Annotated in this window: 17 protein-coding genes and 1 pseudogene; 9 read left to right on the top strand and 9 right to left on the bottom strand. The window is 71.4% G+C overall.

The genetic code is table 11. From position 1 onward, the window contains the following. The first annotated feature begins 107 nt into the window (after window positions 1-107). Window positions 108-1,190 carry a LacI family DNA-binding transcriptional regulator gene (locus AAEP80_RS06935; protein ID WP_420366483.1) on the top strand — a complete coding sequence of 361 codons (1,083 nt, stop codon included), beginning with the start codon at window positions 108-110 and terminating at the stop codon, window positions 1,188-1,190. After that, the gene (locus AAEP80_RS06930) at window positions 1,187-2,431 is read left to right on the top strand and encodes a glycoside hydrolase 5 family protein (protein WP_420366482.1); all 1,245 of its coding nucleotides are present in this window, start codon (window positions 1,187-1,189) and stop codon (window positions 2,429-2,431) included. Before AAEP80_RS06935 ends, AAEP80_RS06930 begins: the two co-directional genes overlap by 4 nt. Window positions 2,432-2,477: 46 nt before the next feature. Here AAEP80_RS06930 and AAEP80_RS06925 read toward each other — a convergent pair whose 3' ends face one another. After that, window positions 2,478-3,221, bottom strand: a complete 744-nt coding sequence (locus AAEP80_RS06925; protein ID WP_420366481.1) for an alpha/beta hydrolase — start codon at window positions 3,219-3,221, stop codon at window positions 2,478-2,480. A gap of 203 nt (window positions 3,222-3,424) precedes the next feature. On the opposite strand from AAEP80_RS06925, the pseudogene AAEP80_RS06920 reads away from it, so the two are divergent. Beyond that, window positions 3,425-5,317, top strand: a pseudogene (locus tag AAEP80_RS06920) (MDR family MFS transporter); the annotation flags it as partial. 732 nt (window positions 5,318-6,049) lie between these two features. On the opposite strand, the gene AAEP80_RS06915 reads toward AAEP80_RS06920, so the two are convergent. The 3 genes from AAEP80_RS06915 to AAEP80_RS06905 all read right to left on the bottom strand — a co-directional run bounded on the left by AAEP80_RS06915 (window position 6,050) and on the right by AAEP80_RS06905 (window position 9,612). Beyond that, window positions 6,050-6,928 (bottom strand): DNA-methyltransferase, encoded by an 879-nt coding sequence (locus AAEP80_RS06915; RefSeq protein WP_420366480.1) that lies wholly within the window; start codon window positions 6,926-6,928, stop codon window positions 6,050-6,052. Between the two features lie 24 nt (window positions 6,929-6,952). After that, on the bottom strand, window positions 6,953-8,269 hold the full coding sequence (locus AAEP80_RS06910) for a hypothetical protein (RefSeq protein ID WP_420366479.1): 1,317 nt from the start codon (window positions 8,267-8,269) through the stop codon (window positions 6,953-6,955). An 89-nt stretch (window positions 8,270-8,358) separates the two neighbouring features. Beyond that, window positions 8,359-9,612 carry a hypothetical protein gene (locus AAEP80_RS06905; protein ID WP_420366478.1) on the bottom strand — a complete coding sequence of 418 codons (1,254 nt, stop codon included), beginning with the start codon at window positions 9,610-9,612 and terminating at the stop codon, window positions 8,359-8,361. Window positions 9,613-9,683: 71 nt separating this feature from the next. Between AAEP80_RS06905 and AAEP80_RS06900 the strand changes: the two genes are divergently transcribed. After that, window positions 9,684-9,968, top strand: a complete 285-nt coding sequence (locus AAEP80_RS06900; protein ID WP_281266961.1) for a GNAT family N-acetyltransferase — start codon at window positions 9,684-9,686, stop codon at window positions 9,966-9,968. 38 nt (window positions 9,969-10,006) lie between these two features. Here the strand turns inward: AAEP80_RS06900 and AAEP80_RS06895 are convergent, their stop codons facing one another. From AAEP80_RS06895 to AAEP80_RS06885, 3 genes are all read right to left on the bottom strand, one after another. Beyond that, on the bottom strand, window positions 10,007-10,339 hold the full coding sequence (locus tag AAEP80_RS06895) for a hypothetical protein (RefSeq protein WP_420366477.1): 333 nt from the start codon (window positions 10,337-10,339) through the stop codon (window positions 10,007-10,009). 233 nt (window positions 10,340-10,572) lie between these two features. Then, window positions 10,573-11,622 (bottom strand): lipoate--protein ligase family protein, encoded by a 1,050-nt coding sequence (locus tag AAEP80_RS06890; RefSeq protein WP_420366476.1) that lies wholly within the window; start codon window positions 11,620-11,622, stop codon window positions 10,573-10,575. Window positions 11,623-11,663: 41 nt separating this feature from the next. Further along, window positions 11,664-12,530, bottom strand: coding sequence for an alpha/beta fold hydrolase (locus tag AAEP80_RS06885; RefSeq protein ID WP_420366475.1), 867 nt, complete (start codon window positions 12,528-12,530; stop codon window positions 11,664-11,666). A gap of 104 nt (window positions 12,531-12,634) precedes the next feature. On the opposite strand from AAEP80_RS06885, the gene AAEP80_RS06880 reads away from it, so the two are divergent. Genes AAEP80_RS06880 through AAEP80_RS06870 form a run of 3 tightly spaced genes read left to right on the top strand, consistent with a single transcriptional unit; the run spans window position 12,635 to window position 15,043 of the window. Then, on the top strand, window positions 12,635-13,777 hold the full coding sequence (locus tag AAEP80_RS06880) for an inorganic phosphate transporter (RefSeq protein WP_413602800.1): 1,143 nt from the start codon (window positions 12,635-12,637) through the stop codon (window positions 13,775-13,777). A gap of 13 nt (window positions 13,778-13,790) precedes the next feature. Next, on the top strand, window positions 13,791-14,060 hold the full coding sequence (locus AAEP80_RS06875) for a hypothetical protein (RefSeq protein ID WP_420366474.1): 270 nt from the start codon (window positions 13,791-13,793) through the stop codon (window positions 14,058-14,060). Window positions 14,061-14,119: 59 nt separating this feature from the next. Beyond that, a complete protein-coding gene (locus tag AAEP80_RS06870; RefSeq protein WP_420366473.1) occupies window positions 14,120-15,043 on the top strand; it encodes an acetamidase/formamidase family protein in 924 nt (307 codons plus the stop codon). Window positions 15,044-15,170: 127 nt separating this feature from the next. Here the strand turns inward: AAEP80_RS06870 and AAEP80_RS06865 are convergent, their stop codons facing one another. Further along, window positions 15,171-15,923, bottom strand: coding sequence for an SDR family NAD(P)-dependent oxidoreductase (locus AAEP80_RS06865; RefSeq protein ID WP_281266954.1), 753 nt, complete (start codon window positions 15,921-15,923; stop codon window positions 15,171-15,173). Window positions 15,924-16,048: 125 nt separating this feature from the next. Here AAEP80_RS06865 and AAEP80_RS06860 point away from each other — a divergent pair, with 125 nt between their 5' ends. After that, window positions 16,049-16,492, top strand: a complete 444-nt coding sequence (locus tag AAEP80_RS06860) for a MarR family winged helix-turn-helix transcriptional regulator (protein ID WP_420366472.1) — start codon at window positions 16,049-16,051, stop codon at window positions 16,490-16,492. Further along, a complete protein-coding gene (locus AAEP80_RS06855) occupies window positions 16,489-17,835 on the top strand; it encodes an MFS transporter (protein ID WP_420366471.1) in 1,347 nt (448 codons plus the stop codon). The genes AAEP80_RS06860 and AAEP80_RS06855 overlap by 4 nt, the downstream gene beginning before the upstream one ends. Before the next feature lie 70 nt (window positions 17,836-17,905). Here the strand turns inward: AAEP80_RS06855 and AAEP80_RS06850 are convergent, their stop codons facing one another. Beyond that, complete coding sequence (locus AAEP80_RS06850) at window positions 17,906-18,802, bottom strand: alpha-E domain-containing protein (protein ID WP_420366470.1); 897 nt, start codon at window positions 18,800-18,802, stop codon at window positions 17,906-17,908. Between the last annotated feature and the right edge of the window lie 34 nt (window positions 18,803-18,836).

Genomic DNA, 18,836 nt, shown 5'->3' with positions numbered 1-18,836 from the left:
GTGGAAGGTGGAGCGGTTCACGGGGTGGTTGGTACAGCGGTGTACTTCAGGTGACGAGCAACGTATACCGCTTTACACGAACCGGTCAACCCTCTACGCTCGTCGGCATGAGCGACACCACCGCCGGAGCCGTCGACCGTCGTCGTGTGACGATCGCGCAGGTCGCCAAGCGCGCCGGCGTCTCGACCTCGGCGGTCTCCCACGTCTTCAACGGCCGACCGAACGTCTCGGCCGCGACCGCCGCCCGGATCCGCAAGGCCGCCGACGACCTGAACTGGCGGCCGAACCTCGCGAGCCGCAAGCTCTCCGGCAGCGCTGGTCGCAGCCTCGGCCTCGTGCTCGCCCGCTCGCGTGACACCTTCCAACGCGACCCGTTCACGATGCGCCTGATCGCCGGGCTCACCGAGCCGCTCGCCGCCATCGGGTGGTCGCTCTCGCTGACCCTCGTCCGCGCCGAGGACGAGGCCGAGGTCTACCGCCAGTGGTGGACGGAGCAGCGGGTCGACGGCTTCCTGCTCGTCGACGTCCGGACCGACGACCCTCGCGTCTCGCTCCTGCAGCACCTGTCGGCGCCGGCCGTGATGCTCGGCGCCCCCGTCCCGGGCAGCACGATCCCGGCCGTCACGGTCGGGGACGCGGACGCCACCGGCGCGCTGCTCGACCACCTCGACGGCCTCGGGCACCGGCGCATCGCCCGCGTCGGCGACGGTCCGTCGCTCGCGCACACCGGCGCACGCGATGCCCGGTTCACCGCCGCCGCCCGAGCACGCGGCATCGACGCCATCGTCCTGGCCTGGCGCGCGGACGCAGAGGACCCGGTCGCCGACCTGCTCGGCCGGCTCGACGGCGCGACCGCGATCGTCCTCGACGGCGAGGCGATCGCGGCCGAGGTGATCGCGCACGCCCCCGAACTCGGCGTCCGTGTCCCCGACGACCTGTCCGTCGTCGCGTGGGAGGACTCCTGGGTGTCGTCGATCGTCCGTCCGACGCTCACCGCACTCGACGCGCCGGTGGAGGAGTCGGCGCGCACGGCGGTCGCCCTCGTCGAGCGTCTCGTCCGGGGCGAGGACGTCAGCGACGCCGAGGTGAGCGGCCGCGCGCTGCACGTCCGCGGCTCGTCCTGGCGGGCGCCGACGACCGGACGCCCGACGCCCCATGCGCCGACCGCACCGACCGAGGGAGACCGATGACCACCGCTCCGCGCTTCGGCGTGAACTACGTGCCGTCCACCGACTGGATGTTCCAGTGGCAGTCGGTGCAGGAAGACGCGGTCCGCCGTGACCTCGAGGCGATCGCGGGGCTCGGGCTGGACCACGTCCGGCTGTTCCCGCTCTGGCCCACGCTGCAACCGAACCGCACACTGATCCGCAGGCAGGCGCTCGACGACGTCGCGAAGGTCGTCGACGTCGCCGCGGAGTTCGGCCTCGACGCCAGCGTCGACGTGATCCAGGGGCACATGTCCGGCTTCGACTTCATCCCGGCGTGGCTCGTGAACTGGCACGACGGCAACATGTTCACCGATCCCCCGGCGATCCGAGCCCAGGCCGACCTGGTCGCCGCCGTGTACGACGCCGTGCGCGACCGCCCGAACTTCACCGGCCTGACGCTCGGCAACGAGGTCAACCAGTTCCAGCCGCCGAACCCGGCGGCGATGCCCGCTGACACGGACCAGGTCACGCACTGGCTGGAGTCTCTGCTCGGCGCTCCGCGGGACAAGGACCCGCGACACGTCGTCACCCACAGCGAGAACGACCACCTCTGGTACCGCGACGGGCACCCCTTCGTACCAGCCCACGCCAGCCGCCTCGGCGACGTCACCACGGTGCACTCGTGGATCTTCAACGGCGTGGCCGGGCGGTACGGCGCGCTCTCCGACGAGTCCGTCCGGCACGCCGAGTGGATGATCGAGCTCGCGAAGGCCTTCGCGACGGACCCCGGCCGGCCGGTCTGGCTGCAGGAGGTGGGCGCACCGGACCGCCACCTCGCCGACGACGAGATGCCCGAGTTCCTCGAGCGCACGATCGCAGCCGCCCTGAGCGCCGAGGACCTGCACGCCGTCACGTGGTGGTGTTCGCACGACGTCTCCCGCGCGCTCGGCGACTTCAAGGACCTCGAGTACACGCTCGGCCTGCTCGACGTCGACAACCGGGTGAAGCCCCTCGGCCGTCGCTACGCCGAGGTCGTCGCCGAGGCACGTCGGGCGACACCGTCGCCGACCCCGCGGACGATCGCCGTCGTGGTGGACGTCGACGACGCGGACCTGCCCGTCCGCCGCGCCGACCTCGCACCGGGCGGCGCGGTGTTCGACCGCTGGCACCGCCTCCGTGCCGGCGGCGAGGCGGTCACCGTGGTCACGAGCCGGACAGCGGCCGATCCAGCCGACCTGGCCGCGCGGGGTGTGACCAAGGTCGTCGAGACGGCGGCCGTCTGACGGACGTGCGCCGGGCCTCCAGTCCGGTCTGGAGGCCCTGGTCGGCTCAGTCGGTCAGCACGCGCTGGTACCGCAGCCAGTCCTCGCAGAGCCGGGTCCACCGGGACGTGTGCGGTTCGCGGACGGCGGTGCCGAGTCCGTGCCTGCCGTGCGGGAACACGTGCACCTCGACGTCCACCTCGTTGCGCACCAGCGCGTCCGCGTAGGACAGCGCGTTCGACGCTCGGACGATCCGGTCGTCCGCCGTCGTCCAGACGAACGTCGGCGGCGTGCGCGCGTCGACCCGCGTCTCCATCGAGAGCTCGCGGCGCGTCCGCCACGATGGATCGTCGCCGAGGAGCCCGACCATCGGACGCGGCCGCGTCGGGTGTTCCATCGAGATCACCGGGTAGTTCAGGACGCAGAACGCCGGCCGGTCGGCAGCGGGGTCGTCGATGCCGTTCGCGAGCGAGGCGGCCAGGTGCCCGCCGGCGCTCGACCCGACGACGCCGATGCGCTCCGTGTCGATGTCGAGCCCGGTGTCCGCGCCGGCCCGTCCCGAGCGGAGCCACGTGAACACCGCGCGGGTCGCGTCGATCGGCGCCGGGTGCAACGGGCCGACCGTCTCCGGCGTGCGGAGCGGGTAGCGGAACAGGAACGCGTGCAGGCCGATGCCGGCGTACCAGTCCGCCATCGGTTCGGAACTCGCCCGCCCGTGTTCCTCGTACCCACCGCCCGGGAGGACGATCACGGCCGGACGGGAACCGCCGACGGAGGTCGGGCGTACCGTGATGCCGTCGGGCGTGCTCATGGGGGCGACCTTACTGTTCGTCCCACGGAACGCTGCCGATCCACACAGGAAGCCGCACCTGCGTGACCGCACCGCTTGCGGCAGTTGTAACTTTGCAGACAGCGCAAAATTCTTGTCACCAGCGCTTCGGTACCCGGGAGACCCTGCACATGACCCAGACGGCGACCGCTCCAGCGGGACCCACCACGGCATCCAACGTCGTGATGAACCACCGGCAGATCCTGCTGGTGATCTACGGCCTGATGGCCGGTATGTTCCTCGGCGCCCTCGACCAGACGATCGTCGGCACCGCCATCCGCACCATCGGCGACGACCTGCACGGGCTCGACCAGCAGGCCTGGGTCACGACGGGGTACCTGATCGCCTCGACGATCACGACGCCGATCTACGGCAAGCTCTCCGACATCTTCGGCCGGCGTCCGCTGTTCCTCACCGCGATCGGCATCTTCATCGTCGGCTCCTTCGCCGCGTCGTTCTCGACCTCGATGCTCATGCTCGCCGGGTTCCGCGCGCTGCAGGGCCTCGGCGCCGGTGGTCTGATGTCCCTGCCGCTCGCGATCATGGGCGACATGCTCGCCCCCCGCGAGCGCGCCAAGTACCAGGGCTACTTCCTCGCGGTGTTCGGCATCTCGAGCGTCATCGGGCCGCTCGTCGGTGGTCTCTTCGCCGGCGCGAGCGAGATCGTGTTCATCTCCGGCTGGCGCTGGGTGTTCCTGATCAACGTGCCGATCGGCATCATCGCGCTGATCATGGTGCTGACGTTCCTGCACCTGCCGAAGGTCGGCGAGCGGAAGGCCAAGCCGCGCATCGACTGGTGGGGTGCCGCGCTCGTCATCGTGACGCTCGTGCCGCTGCTGCTCGTCGCCGAGCAGGGCCGTACATGGGGCTGGAGCTCGGCCGGTTCGATCGCCTGCTACGTGACCGGTGCCGTCGGACTCATCGCGTTCATCCTGGTCGAGCGCGCCATGCAGGACGACGCGATCCTGCCGCTCAAGCTCTTCGGCTCGCGGGTGTTCTCGATGTCCGCGATCCTGTCCGTGCTCGTCGGCTTCGGGATGTTCGGCGCGATGCTGACGATCCCGCTGTACCTGCAGATCGTGAAGGGCGTCACGCCGACCGAGTCCGGTTTCGCGATGCTGCCGATGGTCCTCGGCCTGATGATCGCGTCGATCGCCTCGGGTCAGATCATCTCCAGGACCGGCAACTACCAGGTCTTCCCGATCACCGGGACGGCGTTCACCGCGATCGGGTTCACCGTCCTGACGTTCCTCACCGCCGACCGTCCGCTGTGGTTCCTGATGCTCGGCATGTTCGGCATCGGCCTCGGGCTCGGGCAGCTCATGCAGACGCTGACCCTGGCCGCGCAGAACTCGGTGTCCCCTCGGGACATCGGTGTCGCCACCAGCGCCGCGACCTTCTTCCGCCAGATCGGCGGCACGATGGGCACCGCAGTGCTCCTCTCCGTGCTGTTCACCCTGATGCCGACGAACATCACGACGGCGATGCAGGACAAGTCCGACCTCACGAGCGCCCTGAACGCCGCCCTCACCCCGTCCGTGGCGAACGCCAAGGACAACAAGGGCGTGATGGACCAGATCTGGACGCCGATCACCGACCCGGTGAAGCAGAACGTGCAGGACGGCCTGAACAAGGGCGCCGTGCAGGCGAAGGAAGCCGCAGACGCCGCCGTCACGAAGCAGGTCACCGCGGGCGTCCAGCAGCAGGTCGCCGCCGGTGCGCTCCCCGCGGCACAGGCGCAGTCGGTCATCGACGAGCAGGTCGCGGCCGCGAAGCCGAAGGCCGAACAGCAGGCGCTCGAGACCGCAGCGTCGAAGGCCCAGGCAGACGTCGTCGACGGCACGCTGCAGGTCGACTACTCGAACGCGTCGCAGCGGAAGAACGTCGTCGACGAGGTCGCCCCGACGCTCATCAAGCAGCTCAAGAGCGGCAACTCGAAGGCCGACTCCTCCACGAGCTCCGCGACGAGCGACACCTCGTTCCTCAACGGTGCCGACAAGCGGCTGACCCGGCCGTTCCTCGTCGGGTTCAGCAGCTCGGCCGTCACGGTGTACTACGTCGGCCTCGGCGTGATCCTCATCGCGTTCGTCCTGACCTGGTTCTTCCGGGTGCCGCCGCTCCGCAAGACGTCGGCGCTGCAGGAGCAGGCGGACACCGCCCGGGCCGCGGCTGCCGGCGACGACCCCGATCGCCGCACCGTCGATGCGCAGGGCGCCGCGACGAACGCCGAGTCGCTCGTGTCGCCCGACACCGGGGGGATGGGGATCGTCCCCACGTCACCCGACGTCCCGGCGCAGCCGCGCTCGGCCCGGTCCACCGGGACGTCCGACGTGTCGGTGCTGCCGGACGACGTGTCGGTGCTGCCGGACGACGTGTCGAGCGACGGCACCCGCGCCCCGCTGCCGGACGCGCCGACGCACGGCGCGCACTCGGCCGCTGCGCCGGTGGACGAGCCCGCCACGACCACCGGGGCCATCCGCACCCGTCGTGCCGCGCACGCTGCCACCGTGGAGGCCGACCCCGCGACGGACGGGACGGACGCGCACGACGCGAGCCGGGCCTCCCGTCCGGCCGACGGCGACCACGCGCACGGCCGCCACTCGGCCGAGTAGCCGCGACCGCCGCGCCGCCCCGCCGCGCCGCGTGCCGACCCCGAACGACGAAGTCGCTGTCGTACGACAGCGACTTCGTCGTTTCCACGCGTCTGCAACAGTTGCACGCGCGTGAGGGCCACAGAACCGCTGTCGTACGACAGCGACCCTGTCGTTCCGAGTCGCCCCACGCAGCGCGCCCACGCACGCCCCACCACCTCACACGGCGGGATCCGCGGCCATCGTCGCCGGGGGCAGCACCTCGAACGTCGCGCCTGGCAGGCGTTTCCGCATCACCTCGAACGCCGTCGGGCTGTCGTCGACGAGCACGTAGCGGCGGCCGAGCGCCCCGGCGACCGCGCCCGTCGTGCCGCTGCCCGCGAAGAAGTCGAGGACCCAGTCGCCCTCACGCGACGACGCCTGCACGATCCGCCGGAGGATCCCCTCGGGCTTCTGCGTCGGGTACCCGGTCTTCTCGCGGCCGGTCGGCGACACGATCGTGTGCCACCAGACGTCCGTCGGGAGCTTGCCGCGCTCCCGCTTCTCCGGCGTGACGAGCCCCGGTGCCATGTAGGGCTCGCGGTCGACCGCCGTCGAGTCGAAGTGGTACCGGGCAGGGTCCTTCACGTACACCAGGATCGTGTCGTGCTTCGTCGGCCAGCGGGAGCGGGACTTCGCGCCGTAGTCGTACGCCCAGATGATCTCGTTGAGGAAGGCGTCACGGCCGAACAGCGCGTCGAGGAGGACCTTCGCGTAGTGCGACTCGCGGTAGTCCAGGTGCAGGTACAGCGTGCCGTCCTGCGCGAGGACCCGCCACGCCTCGAGCAGGCGGGGCTCGAGGAACGACCAGTAGTCCTCGAAGCGGTCGTCGAAGCGCATCAGGTCGCCGCGGACGCGTTCGTAGTTCCGGCCGTGGAAGCCCATCACGGGGCCGTCGGCCCTCGGGACCGCTGAGCTGGCGTGCCGGCGCTGGTACCGGCCGGTGTTGAACGGCGGGTCGAGGTAGACGACCGTGAACGCGCCGTCGGACAGGGTGGCGAGGGCGTCGAGGTTGTCGCCGAGGACGACCCGGTCCGGTGCCTCGTCTCCCTTGCTCACCCGATCATTGTCGCGCACACGGGCTCAGCTCTCGCACGTCACCGACGACACCTCGGCGTCGGCCGGCTGCCGGCCGTGGTCGTACGGCACGAAGACCTCGTTGTGGGTCGTGCTCGTCCCGTCGGCGAGCGGCTGCACGACCACGTAGTCCCGCGAGTGCTGGTCCGCGACGTCGTCGAACGCGTGCACCTCGATCGTCGCGGCGTCGCACGCGGACTCGGCGTCGAAGATGAACCCGTCGCACCCCCAGTCGTCACAGGCGGCCGGGAAGTCCGAGTCGGGCAGCTCCACCCCGGCGTCGTAGGTGCCGATCGGGTAGGGCGCGGACCCCGCGCTGACGCAGGTCAGGTGGTCGAGCCCGGCGTTGGTCTCTCCGCCGCGGAGCACGAGGGACAGCGGCACGCCAGGTGACAGCGAGACGAACCGTTCCTCGGTCCGGGTCGCCGGCGCGTTCGCATCAGGGCCGAACCGGGCCGTGACCTTCGCCTCGCACGCGGCCGGCGCGGTGAGCGACCAGGCCCAGCAGTGCGCCGGGTCCGTCCGGCCCGCCATCGCGACCCCGCAGTCGGCCTGCAGCGCCGTCCCGTCCTCGAGGACGGCGTCGACCGCCACCGTCGACGGGGCGGGCGCCGGTGTCGGATCGGTGTCCGGGGCCGGGTCGGTGTCCGGATCCGGCGACGCCGATGCCGTCGGCGGCGCCGGGGCGTCGTCCTGCAGCCCGAGGGCGAGCGTCTGGCCGACCCCGCCGACCGTCTCCTGCACGAGCGGGACGACGGCCACGGAGGCACCCACGATGGTCACGACCGCCGTGGCCGTCGCCGTCACGACGACCGCGATCCGGTTCCGACGTCGCACGGGCGAGCGGCGCTCGTCCCCGGACGCCTCGACGAAGGGGAGGGCTCCGGGGACGCCCCAAGCGGCCTCGGGGTCGATCGGGTCCGCTGCGCGACGCTCGCGGGCCACGGCGACGAGGCGGTCGGCCAGGGCGGCACGACGGACGCTGCTCGTGATCGCGACGGCGGCTCCGCCGACGACCGGCACCAGACCGAGTGCGGTGAGCCCGCGGAGTTCTCCGCCGAGGACGGACACGGTGATGACGACGGCGATGCCCACCAGGACGAGGGCGAGTCCGACCACGCTCCGTCGGTCGTGCCAGAACGCGCGCCGGTCCACCTCCCAGAAGCGCCAGCCCTGCGGGGCAGCCGGGAGGCTCGGGGCCGGGCCCCAGCCGTGTGCCGGCTCCGCCAGGTGGTGACGTTCGACCCATGCGGCCGACGGTGTCGGCCACCCGGGTGGGGTGCGGAATCGGGGCTCGACGTCGACGGGGTGCTGCTCGGTCACGCGCCGAGGGTAGCGGTCGTCACGGCAGGCGCACAGGCCCCTCTTCGGGCTCGCAGGGCTTCGGGCTCGCAGGGCGAGGCGTCCGCTGGTCAGGTGTGTGCCGCTGCCCCCGGCTGGGCGTCCGCATCGGGGCTGTCCGACGACGAGCAGGTGATCTGCGTGATCGTCGCGTCGCCGGCGAAGGACTCCACCCCGCCCGCGAAGACGGTCACGGGGACGCTGCTCTGCAACGGCGCACCGATCACCAGGTCGTGGGGATCCGGCACGTCGCGCCACTCGTCCGTGACCAGGAACTGGACCGAGGCGTCCGCGCAGTCCTCGCCCGGACGGAGCGTCCAGCCGATGCACCCGGTGAGGTCACACCCGTCCGGCTGCTCCTCGTAGGCGGGGTCGTCGGCCGGTGTCTGGTCGACGTCCACCCGGTGCGGGACCTCCCCGAGACACGAGGCGGTGTCGATGCCGCTGTAGTCCTCGTCCCCGAGCTCCGCGATGTACAGGGGTCGGCCCGCGGAGACGTGCACGGCACGGGTCACGGTCCTGGTGTCGTCCCCGAGCGCGGTGTCGGCGAACCCGATCGTCACGGAGAGGTCGCAGTCCGTCAGCGCGTCGACCTCCCAGCTCCAGCAGTTCGAGTCACCGGGTGTCGCCGCGCAGGTGGCGTCCCACGCGTCGTCGCTGACCTGGGTGATGTCGATCTGCCCGTCGTCCGAGGTGTAGGGGGCCGCGAGCTCCTCGTCCTCGGGGAGGCCGCCACGAACGCTCCCGACGGCGCCGGCCAGGGACCGCCCGGCGTCCGTCACGACCGGGGCGACGCCGGCCGATGCGCCGGCCACGAGTGCGGCCGCGGCGATGGCGGCCGTGATGCCGGTGGCCACGCGGGCCGACCTCCCGAAGCCGGCCCGTGCCGCCGGGGCCGAGACGGAGGTCGGTCCCCACACCCCGGCCGTCGCGGCGATCGATCGCGCCGTGTCCGTGGCGAGGTCCCACCATCGCACGCAGGGCACGATGTACAGCGCTCCCCCGGCCGCGATCGGGGCGACGGCGAACACCGCCGGCACGTCCGCCGCCGTCAGCACGACGACGCCGACGATCCCGAGGACCAGCAGCACGAGTCCCGCCGCGCCGAGCAGCTCGATCCGCCGCCGCCGGGTGGGCATCGCCGCCCGGAACGCCCGATGGTCGGCACGCCAGAAGCGCCACCCGGACGGCGCGGGCGGGATACCCGGGCCAGGGGAGAACCCCGGACCGGGTTCGGCGAGCTGGTGCGCCGCGACCCACTCGGTGGACGGCGTCGGCCACCCCGGAGGCGTCCGGAAGCGGAATGGCGGGCGGTGGTCGGTCACCCGCTGACGCTAGCGAGGCACACAGCGGGCGCACAGGCCCCTCTTCGGGGCCGCGGCGTAGCGTCGTCGACATGGCATTGGACGTCCGGAACGACACCGATCAGCAGCAGTACTCCCTGGTGGAGGACGACACCGTGATCGGGTTCGCCGCCTACGAGATCGCCGACGACGAGATCCGCTTCGTGCACACCGAGGTCGACCCCGCGCACCGGGGAGGGGGCCACGCCTCGGTCCTCGTGCAGCACGCGCTCGACGACGTCCGCTCGGGCTCCTCGCGCCGTGTCGTCCCGCAGTGCAGCTACGTCGCGGCGTGGATCGAGCGGCACCCCGACTACCAGGAGCTCACCACCCGCTGACGTCGTCGGTCAGGGTCGGCCGTCAGTCGGGTGGGCCGTCAGTACTGCCGGTGGTGGGTTCCGGCGCGTGCCTCGTGGCGGCCGCCGGTGCCCCTGACCGTCGGCACCTTGATGAGCACCGTCCCGCTCAGCAGGTCGTGGTCGTCGTCGGCGGGCGTCGGTGCTTCACGGGGCAGGCGGGCCTGCCGTTCGTACTCCGCCTGGGTCTCGTGGCGCGTCGGCGCGAAGACCTCGTCCATCATCGAGACGACTCCACCGGATCCCCCGCTGCTGGTCGACTTGTTCGACAGGTCGATCCACCCCAGACGATCGGCGATCCACGTCACGACGACCGCAGCGGCCACCGCCCCCAACAGGATCAACCAGTTCACGCAAGCGAGGCTACGTGCCGCCTCTGGTCGGCGGATCAGCCGCGCGGAGGATTCTCATGATCCACACGTCTCGTTCTTGGGGATGACGTCCACACTCGAAGTGCGGCGGCCGGGATCCCCCCTCTCCCGGCCGCCGACCAACGCCGGGGTCCCCACCGCACCCACCACGGCCCGGCCGCCGACCAACGCCGGGATCCCCACCGCACCCACCACGGCCCGGTCGCCGACCACGCTCACGGGACGCGCTGGAGCCACTCCTTGGTCGCGAACTTCGACTCGACGAGCTCCTGCGCCCGCTGTCGTTCGGCGTCCGTGACGGCTCCCGGCGTCGCCCCGTAGAGCGTCGTGAAGGTCCCGATCAAGGACTCGATGATCGCCGCCCGCGACAACCCCGTCTGCGACCGCAACGGGTCGACGCGCTTGGCGGCCGAGGTCGTGCCCTTGTCGCTCATCTTCTCGCGACCGATGCGGAGCACCTGGACCATCTTCTCGCCGTCCATGTCGTAGCTCATGGTGGCGTGGTGCAGCAGCGCTCCGGTGCCGAGCCGCTTCTGCGCGGCGCCGCCGATCTTGCCCTTGGTCGAGGTGATGTCGTTGAGCGGCTGGTAGTACGCGTCGATGCCGAGGGACTTCAGCGCCTCGATCACCCACTCGTCGAGGTACGCGTACGAGTCGGCGAACGTCATGCCCTGCACGAGGTCGGTCGGGACGTACAGCGAGTACGAGATGATCGCGCCGGCGTCCATGAACATCGCGCCGCCGCCGGAGATCCGCCGGACCACCTCGACGCCGTACTTCGCGGCACCCTCGGGATCGACCTCGTTCTTCAGCGACTGGAAGGAGCCGATGACCACCGCGGGCTGGTCCCACTCCCAGATGCGGAGGGTCGGCCCGCGTCGGCCGGCACCCACCTCCTCGGTGAGGACCTGGTCGAGGGCGAGGTGCTCGTTCGGGCTGATCGGCCCCTCGTGGATGATCTGCCAGTCGTAGTCGCGCCACGTCGACGCCCGGGAGAGTGCCCGGCGGACGGCCACGCCGACGGACTCCGGCGTGAAGCCGAGCAGCACGGCGTCGACAGGCAGGGCAGCGCGGACGGCTGCGGCGATGCCGGCTGCGTCCGTGGTGGCAGGCAGCCCGTTCACGGCGGCGTCGATGAGCGGGAGCGCGTCGTCCGGTTCGAGGAAGAAGTCACCCGCCAGCCGGAACTCCTGGATGGTGTCGTCGACCACGTCGAGGTCGACGACGACGAGCTTTCCGCCTGGGACCTTGTACTCACCGTGCACGGTTCGACCCTACGCGCAGCGGCCGGTCAGCGAGCGCCCCGTCAGCGAGCGACGCGCCCCAGCCAGGCGACCAGGTCCGCGACGACCTCGTCCCGGTTCGTCTCGTTGTAGATCTCGTGCCGAGCGCCCTCGTAGACCCGCACCACCACGTCGGTCAGCCCGCCGCGACGGCGGTACGCGGCTGCCAGCTTCTCGACGGACCGCGGACCGCCGAGGCTGTCGTCGGACCCGACCTGCAGCAACACGGGGACGTCGTGCGGGATCCCCCGGCGAGGCACCCCGAGCAGACGCAGCGTGTCCGGCAGTCCGAACAACCCCATCACGTCGGCGTCGACCGTGAGCGGGTCCGCGTCGAACGCGTCGACCACCGCCCGGTCCCGGCTGAGCCACTCGAACCGGGTCTGACCGAGCGCGGCGTGCCGCTTGTTGAGGTCGCCGCCGTTCATCCATCCGGGCAGGCGGTACGCGGTCGCCGACAGCACGACGCCGTCGTACGACTCGCTCGAGGTGTTCAGGATGCGCTGCGCCATCAGCGACCCCCACGACTGCCCGAACAGCACGAGCGGGACACCGGGGGTCTCCTGCCGCGCCACGGAGGTCATCTGCTCGACGACGTCGATCGCGGCCCGGAGCCCGCCGACGCCGAGCCTGCCGAGCTTCGCGTGGTCGCCGTCCCACTGGCCGAGCCCGGTCCGACCGTGACCGCGGTGGTCGTTCGCGACGACCGTCCAGCCGGCACGGACGAGCTCCTGCGCGAGCCGCTCGTACCGGAGCGAGTGCTCACCGACGCCGTGGGCGATCTGCACGATCCCCTTCGGCCGCCCGGCGCGCCAGGTCGAGTAGACGATCTCGACACCGTGCGCGTCGACGAACGAGGAGTCGCCGCGGGCGGCAGAGAACGTGGGCACGTGAGCATCCTCGCAGACGACCGGACCGACCGGACGGCCAGACGGCCTGACGTGTTCACCGGGCGTTCACCCGAGCGCGTCGCCGTGGGCCTACCGTCGCCGCCATGGACGTCCTCGTCATCGTCGTGCTCGTGATCGTGGTCGCGCTCGTGTTCGACTTCACGAACGGGTTCCACGACACCGCAAACGCCATGGCCACGTCGGTCGCCACGGGCGCACTCAAGCCCCGGACCGCCGTGCTCATCTCCGCCGTGCTCAACATCGTCGGCGCGTTCCTGTCCACCGAGGTCGCCAAGACCGTCTCGCAGGGCATCATCCGCGAGGGACAGGACGGCATCCACATCTCGCCGACGATGATCTTCGCCGGGCTGGTCGGCGCCGTCCTCTGGAACCTCGCCACCTGGTACTTCGGGCTGCCGTCGTCGTCGACGCACGCCCTGTTCGGCGGGCTCATCGGGGCGTCGATCATCGGCGCCGGCCTGAACTCGGTGGACTGGGCGACCGTCGTGTCGAAGGTCGTGCTGCCCGCGCTGCTCTCCCCCGTGATCGCCGGCGTCATCGCCCTGGTCGCGACCTACCTGGCGTACGCCCTCACGAAGAACGCCACGACGCACGGCGCTGCGACGGGGTTCCGCCACGGCCAGACGATCTCGGCCTCGCTGGTGTCCCTGGCGCACGGCACGAACGACGCGCAGAAGACGATGGGCGTCATCACGCTGACCCTCATCGCCGCGAACTACCAGGACGCCGGCACCGGACCAGCGCTCTGGGTGATCCTGGCGTGCGGCCTCGCGATCGGCCTGGGCACCTACATGGGCGGGTGGCGCATCATGCAGACGGTCGGCAAGAAGATCTCCGACGTGCAGTCCCCGCAGGGCTTCGCCGCGGAGACCAGCTCGGCCGCGACCATCCTGGTGTCCTCCCACCTCGGGTTCGCGCTCTCCACCACGCACGTCACGAGCGGCTCGGTGATCGGCTCCGGGCTCGGCAAGAAGCTCGCGGACGTGCACTGGAACGTGGTGAGCCGGATCGTCGTCGCGTGGGTGATCACGCTCCCGGCTGCAGCGGTCGTCGGGGCGCTGGCGACCTGGCTCGCGTCCACGTCGGTGATCGGGCTGATCGCCGTCGCCGTCCTGGCGCTCGCGGCCGGGCTCACCTTCTACGCCTTGGCGAAGCGCCGGCCGGTCTCGCACGAGGACATCACGACGGACGAGACCGAGCGCGAGCCGGTCGAGGCCAAGGGCTGAACGGGAGACGACGATGGACATCGACTTCGGGAGCATCGCGATCGTCGCGGGCGTCGGGTTCGTGGCGGCGGTCGGCGTCGTGCTGGTCTACACACTCGGTCTGCGGCTGCTCGGGACGGGGCAGCCCGTCGACACGGGCGGCGAGCGGACGCAGTACGGCGAGGAGACCCCGCGGTCCGGGCACACGCCCCCGGTCGCCCTCGCCGGCGCCGGCCTGTGCTTCGCGGTCTGCATCGCCGCTGTCCTGTACGGCATCTGGATGACGATCCCCCAGTTCCACTGACGGCGACGCAGCGGAACGCCTGTCGAACCGGCGGAACGCTCGCCTGCGATGATCGGACCGTGACCGCCCATCGCATCGACGCCTCGCTCGACACCGCCATCGACGTCTTCACCGCCGAGCGGGATCCGGTGCTCCGCGTCGCACCCGGGGACACCGTGACGATCCGCACGCTGAGCGCGGCGGGCTACACGGAGCGCCAACAGCACCCGGGCGACCACCCGCCGACGCTCATCGACGGGCGACGAGGACACTGCCTCGTCGGCCCGATCGCCGTCGAGGGTGCCCGGCCGGGACAGGTCCTCGCCGTACGGTTCGACGACCTCGTCCCGGACGACTGGGGCTACACGGGCTCAGGCGGCGTGGACACGCCCGTCAACCGGGCGCTCGGTCTGACCCAGGAGCGCGGCCCCCTCCTCTGGGACATCGACGACCGCACGGGTGTCGCCCGCAACCAGCTCGGCCTCGGCGTCCAGACGGCACCGTTCCTCGGGGTCGTCGGCGTCCCGCCGGAACCGACGGGTGAGCACTCGACCATCCCACCGCGACCGCTGGGCGGCGGGAACATCGACTGCCGCGAACTCGTCGTCGGGTCGACCCTCCACCTCCCGGTGACGGTGCCGGACGCGCTGCTCTTCGTCGGCGACGGACACGCGGCCCAGGGCGACGGCGAGGTCTCCGGCACGGCGATCGAGTGCGGCATGACGACGACGGTGACGCTGTCGCTCCTCGACGAGGCTCCGGTCGACGGCATCCACGCCGACACCCCTGCCGGCCGCATCACCTTCGGCTTCGACGCCGACCTGAACGCCGCGACGACGACCGCCCTCGACCGGATGGTCGACTGGATCGCCGGCCTGCACGCCATCACCCGCTCCGAGGCGCTCGCGATGGCCAGCGTCGCGGTGAGCATGCGCGTCACCCAGGTCGCGAACCAGACGTGGGGTGTGCACGCCCTGCTCCCCCACGACGCGATCACGGCCTGACGCCACGCGCGTTCTTGCCCATGTCGCCCGACTGGGAAAGCGGAATCGCGCGTCGGAGGTCGGAACTTCCGACTTCCTACGCGCGATTCGACTTCCTACGCGCGAAGGAGCCCTGCACGCGGAACCGTCAGTGGGCGGAGTAGCCGCCGTCGACCAGGTGGTAGCTGCCGGTGATGAACGAGGCCTTGTCGCTCAGCAGGAACAGGACCAGCGCCGCGACCTCGGCGTCGGTGCCGAGGCGCTTCGTGGCGTGCTCCTCCTCGAGGGCGCTGATCGCCTCCGGGGTCATCGCGTTCCGCAGCAGCGGGGTGTCGATGAAGCCGGGGCCGACCGCGTTCGTGCGGACACCCTGGGCCGAGTACTCGAGCGCGGCGACCTTGGTGAGCCCGGCGAGCGCGTGCTTCGACGCGACGTAGGCCGCGTTCTGCGCGATGCCGACGGTGCCGAGCACGGACGCCATGTTGACGATCGAGCCGCCGCCGGAGGCCAGCATCGCCGGGATCTCGTAGCGGAGCCCGTAGAAGACACCGTCCAGGTCCACGGCACGGACGCGGTCCCACGCGGCGATGTCGTACTCGCCGATCTTCTGCGGGGCGGCGCCGATGCCGGCGTTGTTCACGGCGAGGTGCAGCGCGCCGTAGGTGTCGACCGCGAACTGGACGGCCCGCTCGTTGTCGGCGGCGACGGCGGAGTTCGCCTCGAAGGCGGTGGCGGTCCCACCGGCCTGCTCGATCTCCCCGACGACCCGCTGTGCTGCGTCGAGCTTGATGTCGGTGACGACGACCTTCGCGCCCGCGGTGGCGAGCTCCTTCGCGATGGACTCGCCGATACCGCTGCCACCACCGGTGACGATGGCGACCTTGCCCTCGAACTCGGACATGAACTGCTCCAATCTTCTCGACAACACCTGTTGTCTACGGTCCAGAACCATACACCTGCATCGATGATTCCCGATGGGAACAAGTTCGTTCGCTGAACTAATTTGCTAGGCTAACGATCGTGACCATGCCCGAGACCACAAAGCGCTCCGCGCCGCACGCGTCGCTGAGCACGGACTTCCGCATCGCGGTGAACCGGCTGTCGCGGACCCTCCGCGCGCAGAAGGCCGACACGACGGTCAGCGACGCGATGTTCTCGGCACTCGCCCGGCTGCACCGCGACGGCCCGATGACCCTCGCGGAACTCAGCCGGAACGAGGGCGTCACACCCCCGTCGATGACGAAGACCGTCGCCGCGCTCGTCGACCGCGGGCTGCTGTCCAAGGGCGGGCACGGCGACGACCGCCGCAAGGTCCTCATCGGCGCCGCCCCGGCCGGTGCCGACTTCGTCGTCGAGACACGCCGCCGCCGCGACGGCTGGCTCTCACCGCGCATCGCCGCACTCACCCCGGCCGAACGGCGCGTCCTCGCCGAGGCCACCGAGATCATGAGGAGGCTGGCCCACCAGTGACGGCCATGTTCCGGTCCCTCTCGGGACGCAACTACCGCATCTGGTTCGCAGGTGCCCTGGTGTCGAACGTCGGCACCTGGATGCAGCGGACCGCGCAGGACTGGATCGTCCTGACGCAGCTCACGCACGACAACGCCATCGCGGTCGGCGTCACCATGGCACTGCAGTTCGGGCCGCAACTCCTCCTGCTGCCCTGGACCGGACTCGTCGCCGACCGCTTCGACCGCCGCCGCACGCTCATGGTGACCCAGGCCCTGATGGGGATGCTCGGCCTCGGGCTCGGCATCATGGTCGTGACGAACACCGCCACGCTGCTGTGGCTCTACGCCTTCGCCCTGGCACTCGGCATCGTGGCCGCGTTCGACACCCCGGTGCGCCAGGCCTTCGTCTCCGACGTCGTCACCGGCGAGCACGTCGCGAACGCCGTCGCGCTGAACTCCGCGTCCTTCAACGCCGCCCGGCTCATCGGACCCGCGGTCGCCGGCGTGCTCATCGCCGCGATCGGCTCCGGCTGGGTGTTCATCATCAACGCGGCCTCGTTCGCCGCGGTCCTCGGCGCCCTGCGGTTCGTCGACCCCGAACAGCTCGCGGACCGGGTCCGTGCGAAGCGTGGCAAGGGGCAGATCACCGCCGGCTTCCGGTACGTCCGCACGCGCCCCGACATCATCGTGGTGCTCTGCATGATCTTCGTCGTCGGCACCTTCGGCGTGAACTTCCCGATCTTCACCTCGACGATGGCGCGGGTGGAGTTCCACAAGGGCGCAGGCGAGTTCGGTCTGCTCAACTCCGTGATGGCGATCGGTTCGGTGCTCGGCGCGCTGCTGTCGGCACGACGGGACCGTCCACGGATGCGGTTGCTCGTCTTCGCCAGCGCCGGGTTCGGCCTGGCGTGCACGGCCGCTGCCTTCGCCCCGACGTACTGGACGTTCGCGATCGTGCTGGTGTTCGTCGGGCTCGCGTCACTGACCTTCATGACGACCGCCAACGCCCTCGTCCAGACCACCACGGCGCCCGCGATGCGTGGCCGGGTGATGGCGCTGTACATGGCGATCTTCGCGGGCGGCACCCCCATCGGCGCCCCGATCGTCGGCGCGGTCGCGGACGCGTGGGGCCCCAGGTGGGCGATCGGCGTGGGCGCCGCGTCCGGGTTCGTCGCCCTCGCCATCGCCCTGGTCTGGCTCGTCCGGTTCCAGCACTACCGCGTGCGCTACGACGCCGACAACCGCCTGCACATGGCCGTCACCCACTCGATCCCCGTGGTCGGGACGCGCGCGTCGCGCGCGGAGATCCGGCAGGACCTCGAGCGCGACGAGGCGGTCGCCGACCGCTCCAGCGCCGTCTGACCCGGCCCGGAACCGGACGGGAGGCCCTGCGCGGGGCCGCCACGAGCCTCCCGTCCGGCGCGACCTGCGCTCAGTGCGTCGGTTCCGCCGCCGCGAAGACGCGTGCGTCGAGCGCTCCGGAGACGCGGTCGGCGACCGCCGCGAGCCGCTGTCCCGCTGCGCGGGCCGCGTCGATCGCCTCGGCCGGGGCCAGCGCCTGGAGCGCGCGGCGGGCACCGCGGAGGTCGTCGAGCTCCTCGGTGACGGCAGCGGGCGCGACGTCGGCGAGGCACTCCTCGGCGCGGAGCGTGAGGAAGAGCATCGAGCGGGGACTGCGGTCGTCGAGCAGCAGGAACGCCGCCGCCTCGGACGCGGGGGCACCCGACCCGGTCGCCCGCTGGAACGCCTCGCCCGCCCCGCATGCCCGGAGCGCGGTCCCCCATGAGGCCGCGGACTCGGGGTCGAGCAGGTCGGAGGCCAGGAGCCTCGCGGTCGCTGCGCACCGTGCGAGGGACCGGCCGAGCGTGAAGAACTCCCACACCTCGTCACGGCTGGCGTCACCCTCGACGACACCGATCGCCAGGGCACTGCGCTCGCGGACCCACCCCAGGAACTCGTGCTCCCGGCCTGCGGCGATCTTGCGCGGCATCCGGGACCTCGTGACGTTGAGGCAGTCCCACAGCTCGGTGGAGACGACGTCACGGGCCCGTCGAGCGTCGTCCCGTGCGACGGCCACCGCTGCCGCGATCGAGGCGGGCTGGTGCCGGTCGAGGGCCAGGGACTCGAGGGTCGCGTGCCGATCGAGGGCCGTGGCAGGACGGACGGTGGCACCGGCGACCACGCGGAGCTCACGGCTGACGATCCGCTCCCCCGAACCGGAGGCCGCGTCGGATCGCGCCAGGTACACGTCGAGCAGCCGTGCGAGCACATCGGCTCGTTCGATCGCGGCACCGACGCGGAACACACTCCCGGCGAGTCGGCTCAGCACCGCGGCTCCTGCATGTCGCGAACCTACTGACCCC

This window comes from Curtobacterium sp. L3-7 (assembly GCF_048756585.1).
Lineage (GTDB): Bacteria > Actinomycetota > Actinomycetes > Actinomycetales > Microbacteriaceae > Curtobacterium.
The sequence above is the reverse complement of the archived record's forward strand: the minus strand, read 5'-3'. Positions and strand labels throughout refer to the sequence as shown.

Coding starts and splice junctions, on each gene's coding strand:
- AAEP80_RS06935 (WP_420366483.1), top strand. CDS start 108: ATGAGCGACACCACCGCCGGAGCCGTCGACCGTCGTCGTGTGACGATC.
- AAEP80_RS06930 (WP_420366482.1), top strand. CDS start 1,187: ATGACCACCGCTCCGCGCTTCGGCGTGAACTACGTGCCGTCCACCGAC.
- AAEP80_RS06925 (WP_420366481.1), bottom strand. CDS start 3,221: ATGAGCACGCCCGACGGCATCACGGTACGCCCGACCTCCGTCGGCGGT.
- AAEP80_RS06900 (WP_281266961.1), top strand. CDS start 9,684: ATGGCATTGGACGTCCGGAACGACACCGATCAGCAGCAGTACTCCCTG.
- AAEP80_RS06880 (WP_413602800.1), top strand. CDS start 12,635: ATGGACGTCCTCGTCATCGTCGTGCTCGTGATCGTGGTCGCGCTCGTG.
- AAEP80_RS06875 (WP_420366474.1), top strand. CDS start 13,791: ATGGACATCGACTTCGGGAGCATCGCGATCGTCGCGGGCGTCGGGTTC.
- AAEP80_RS06865 (WP_281266954.1), bottom strand. CDS start 15,923: ATGTCCGAGTTCGAGGGCAAGGTCGCCATCGTCACCGGTGGTGGCAGC.
- AAEP80_RS06860 (WP_420366472.1), top strand. CDS start 16,049: ATGCCCGAGACCACAAAGCGCTCCGCGCCGCACGCGTCGCTGAGCACG.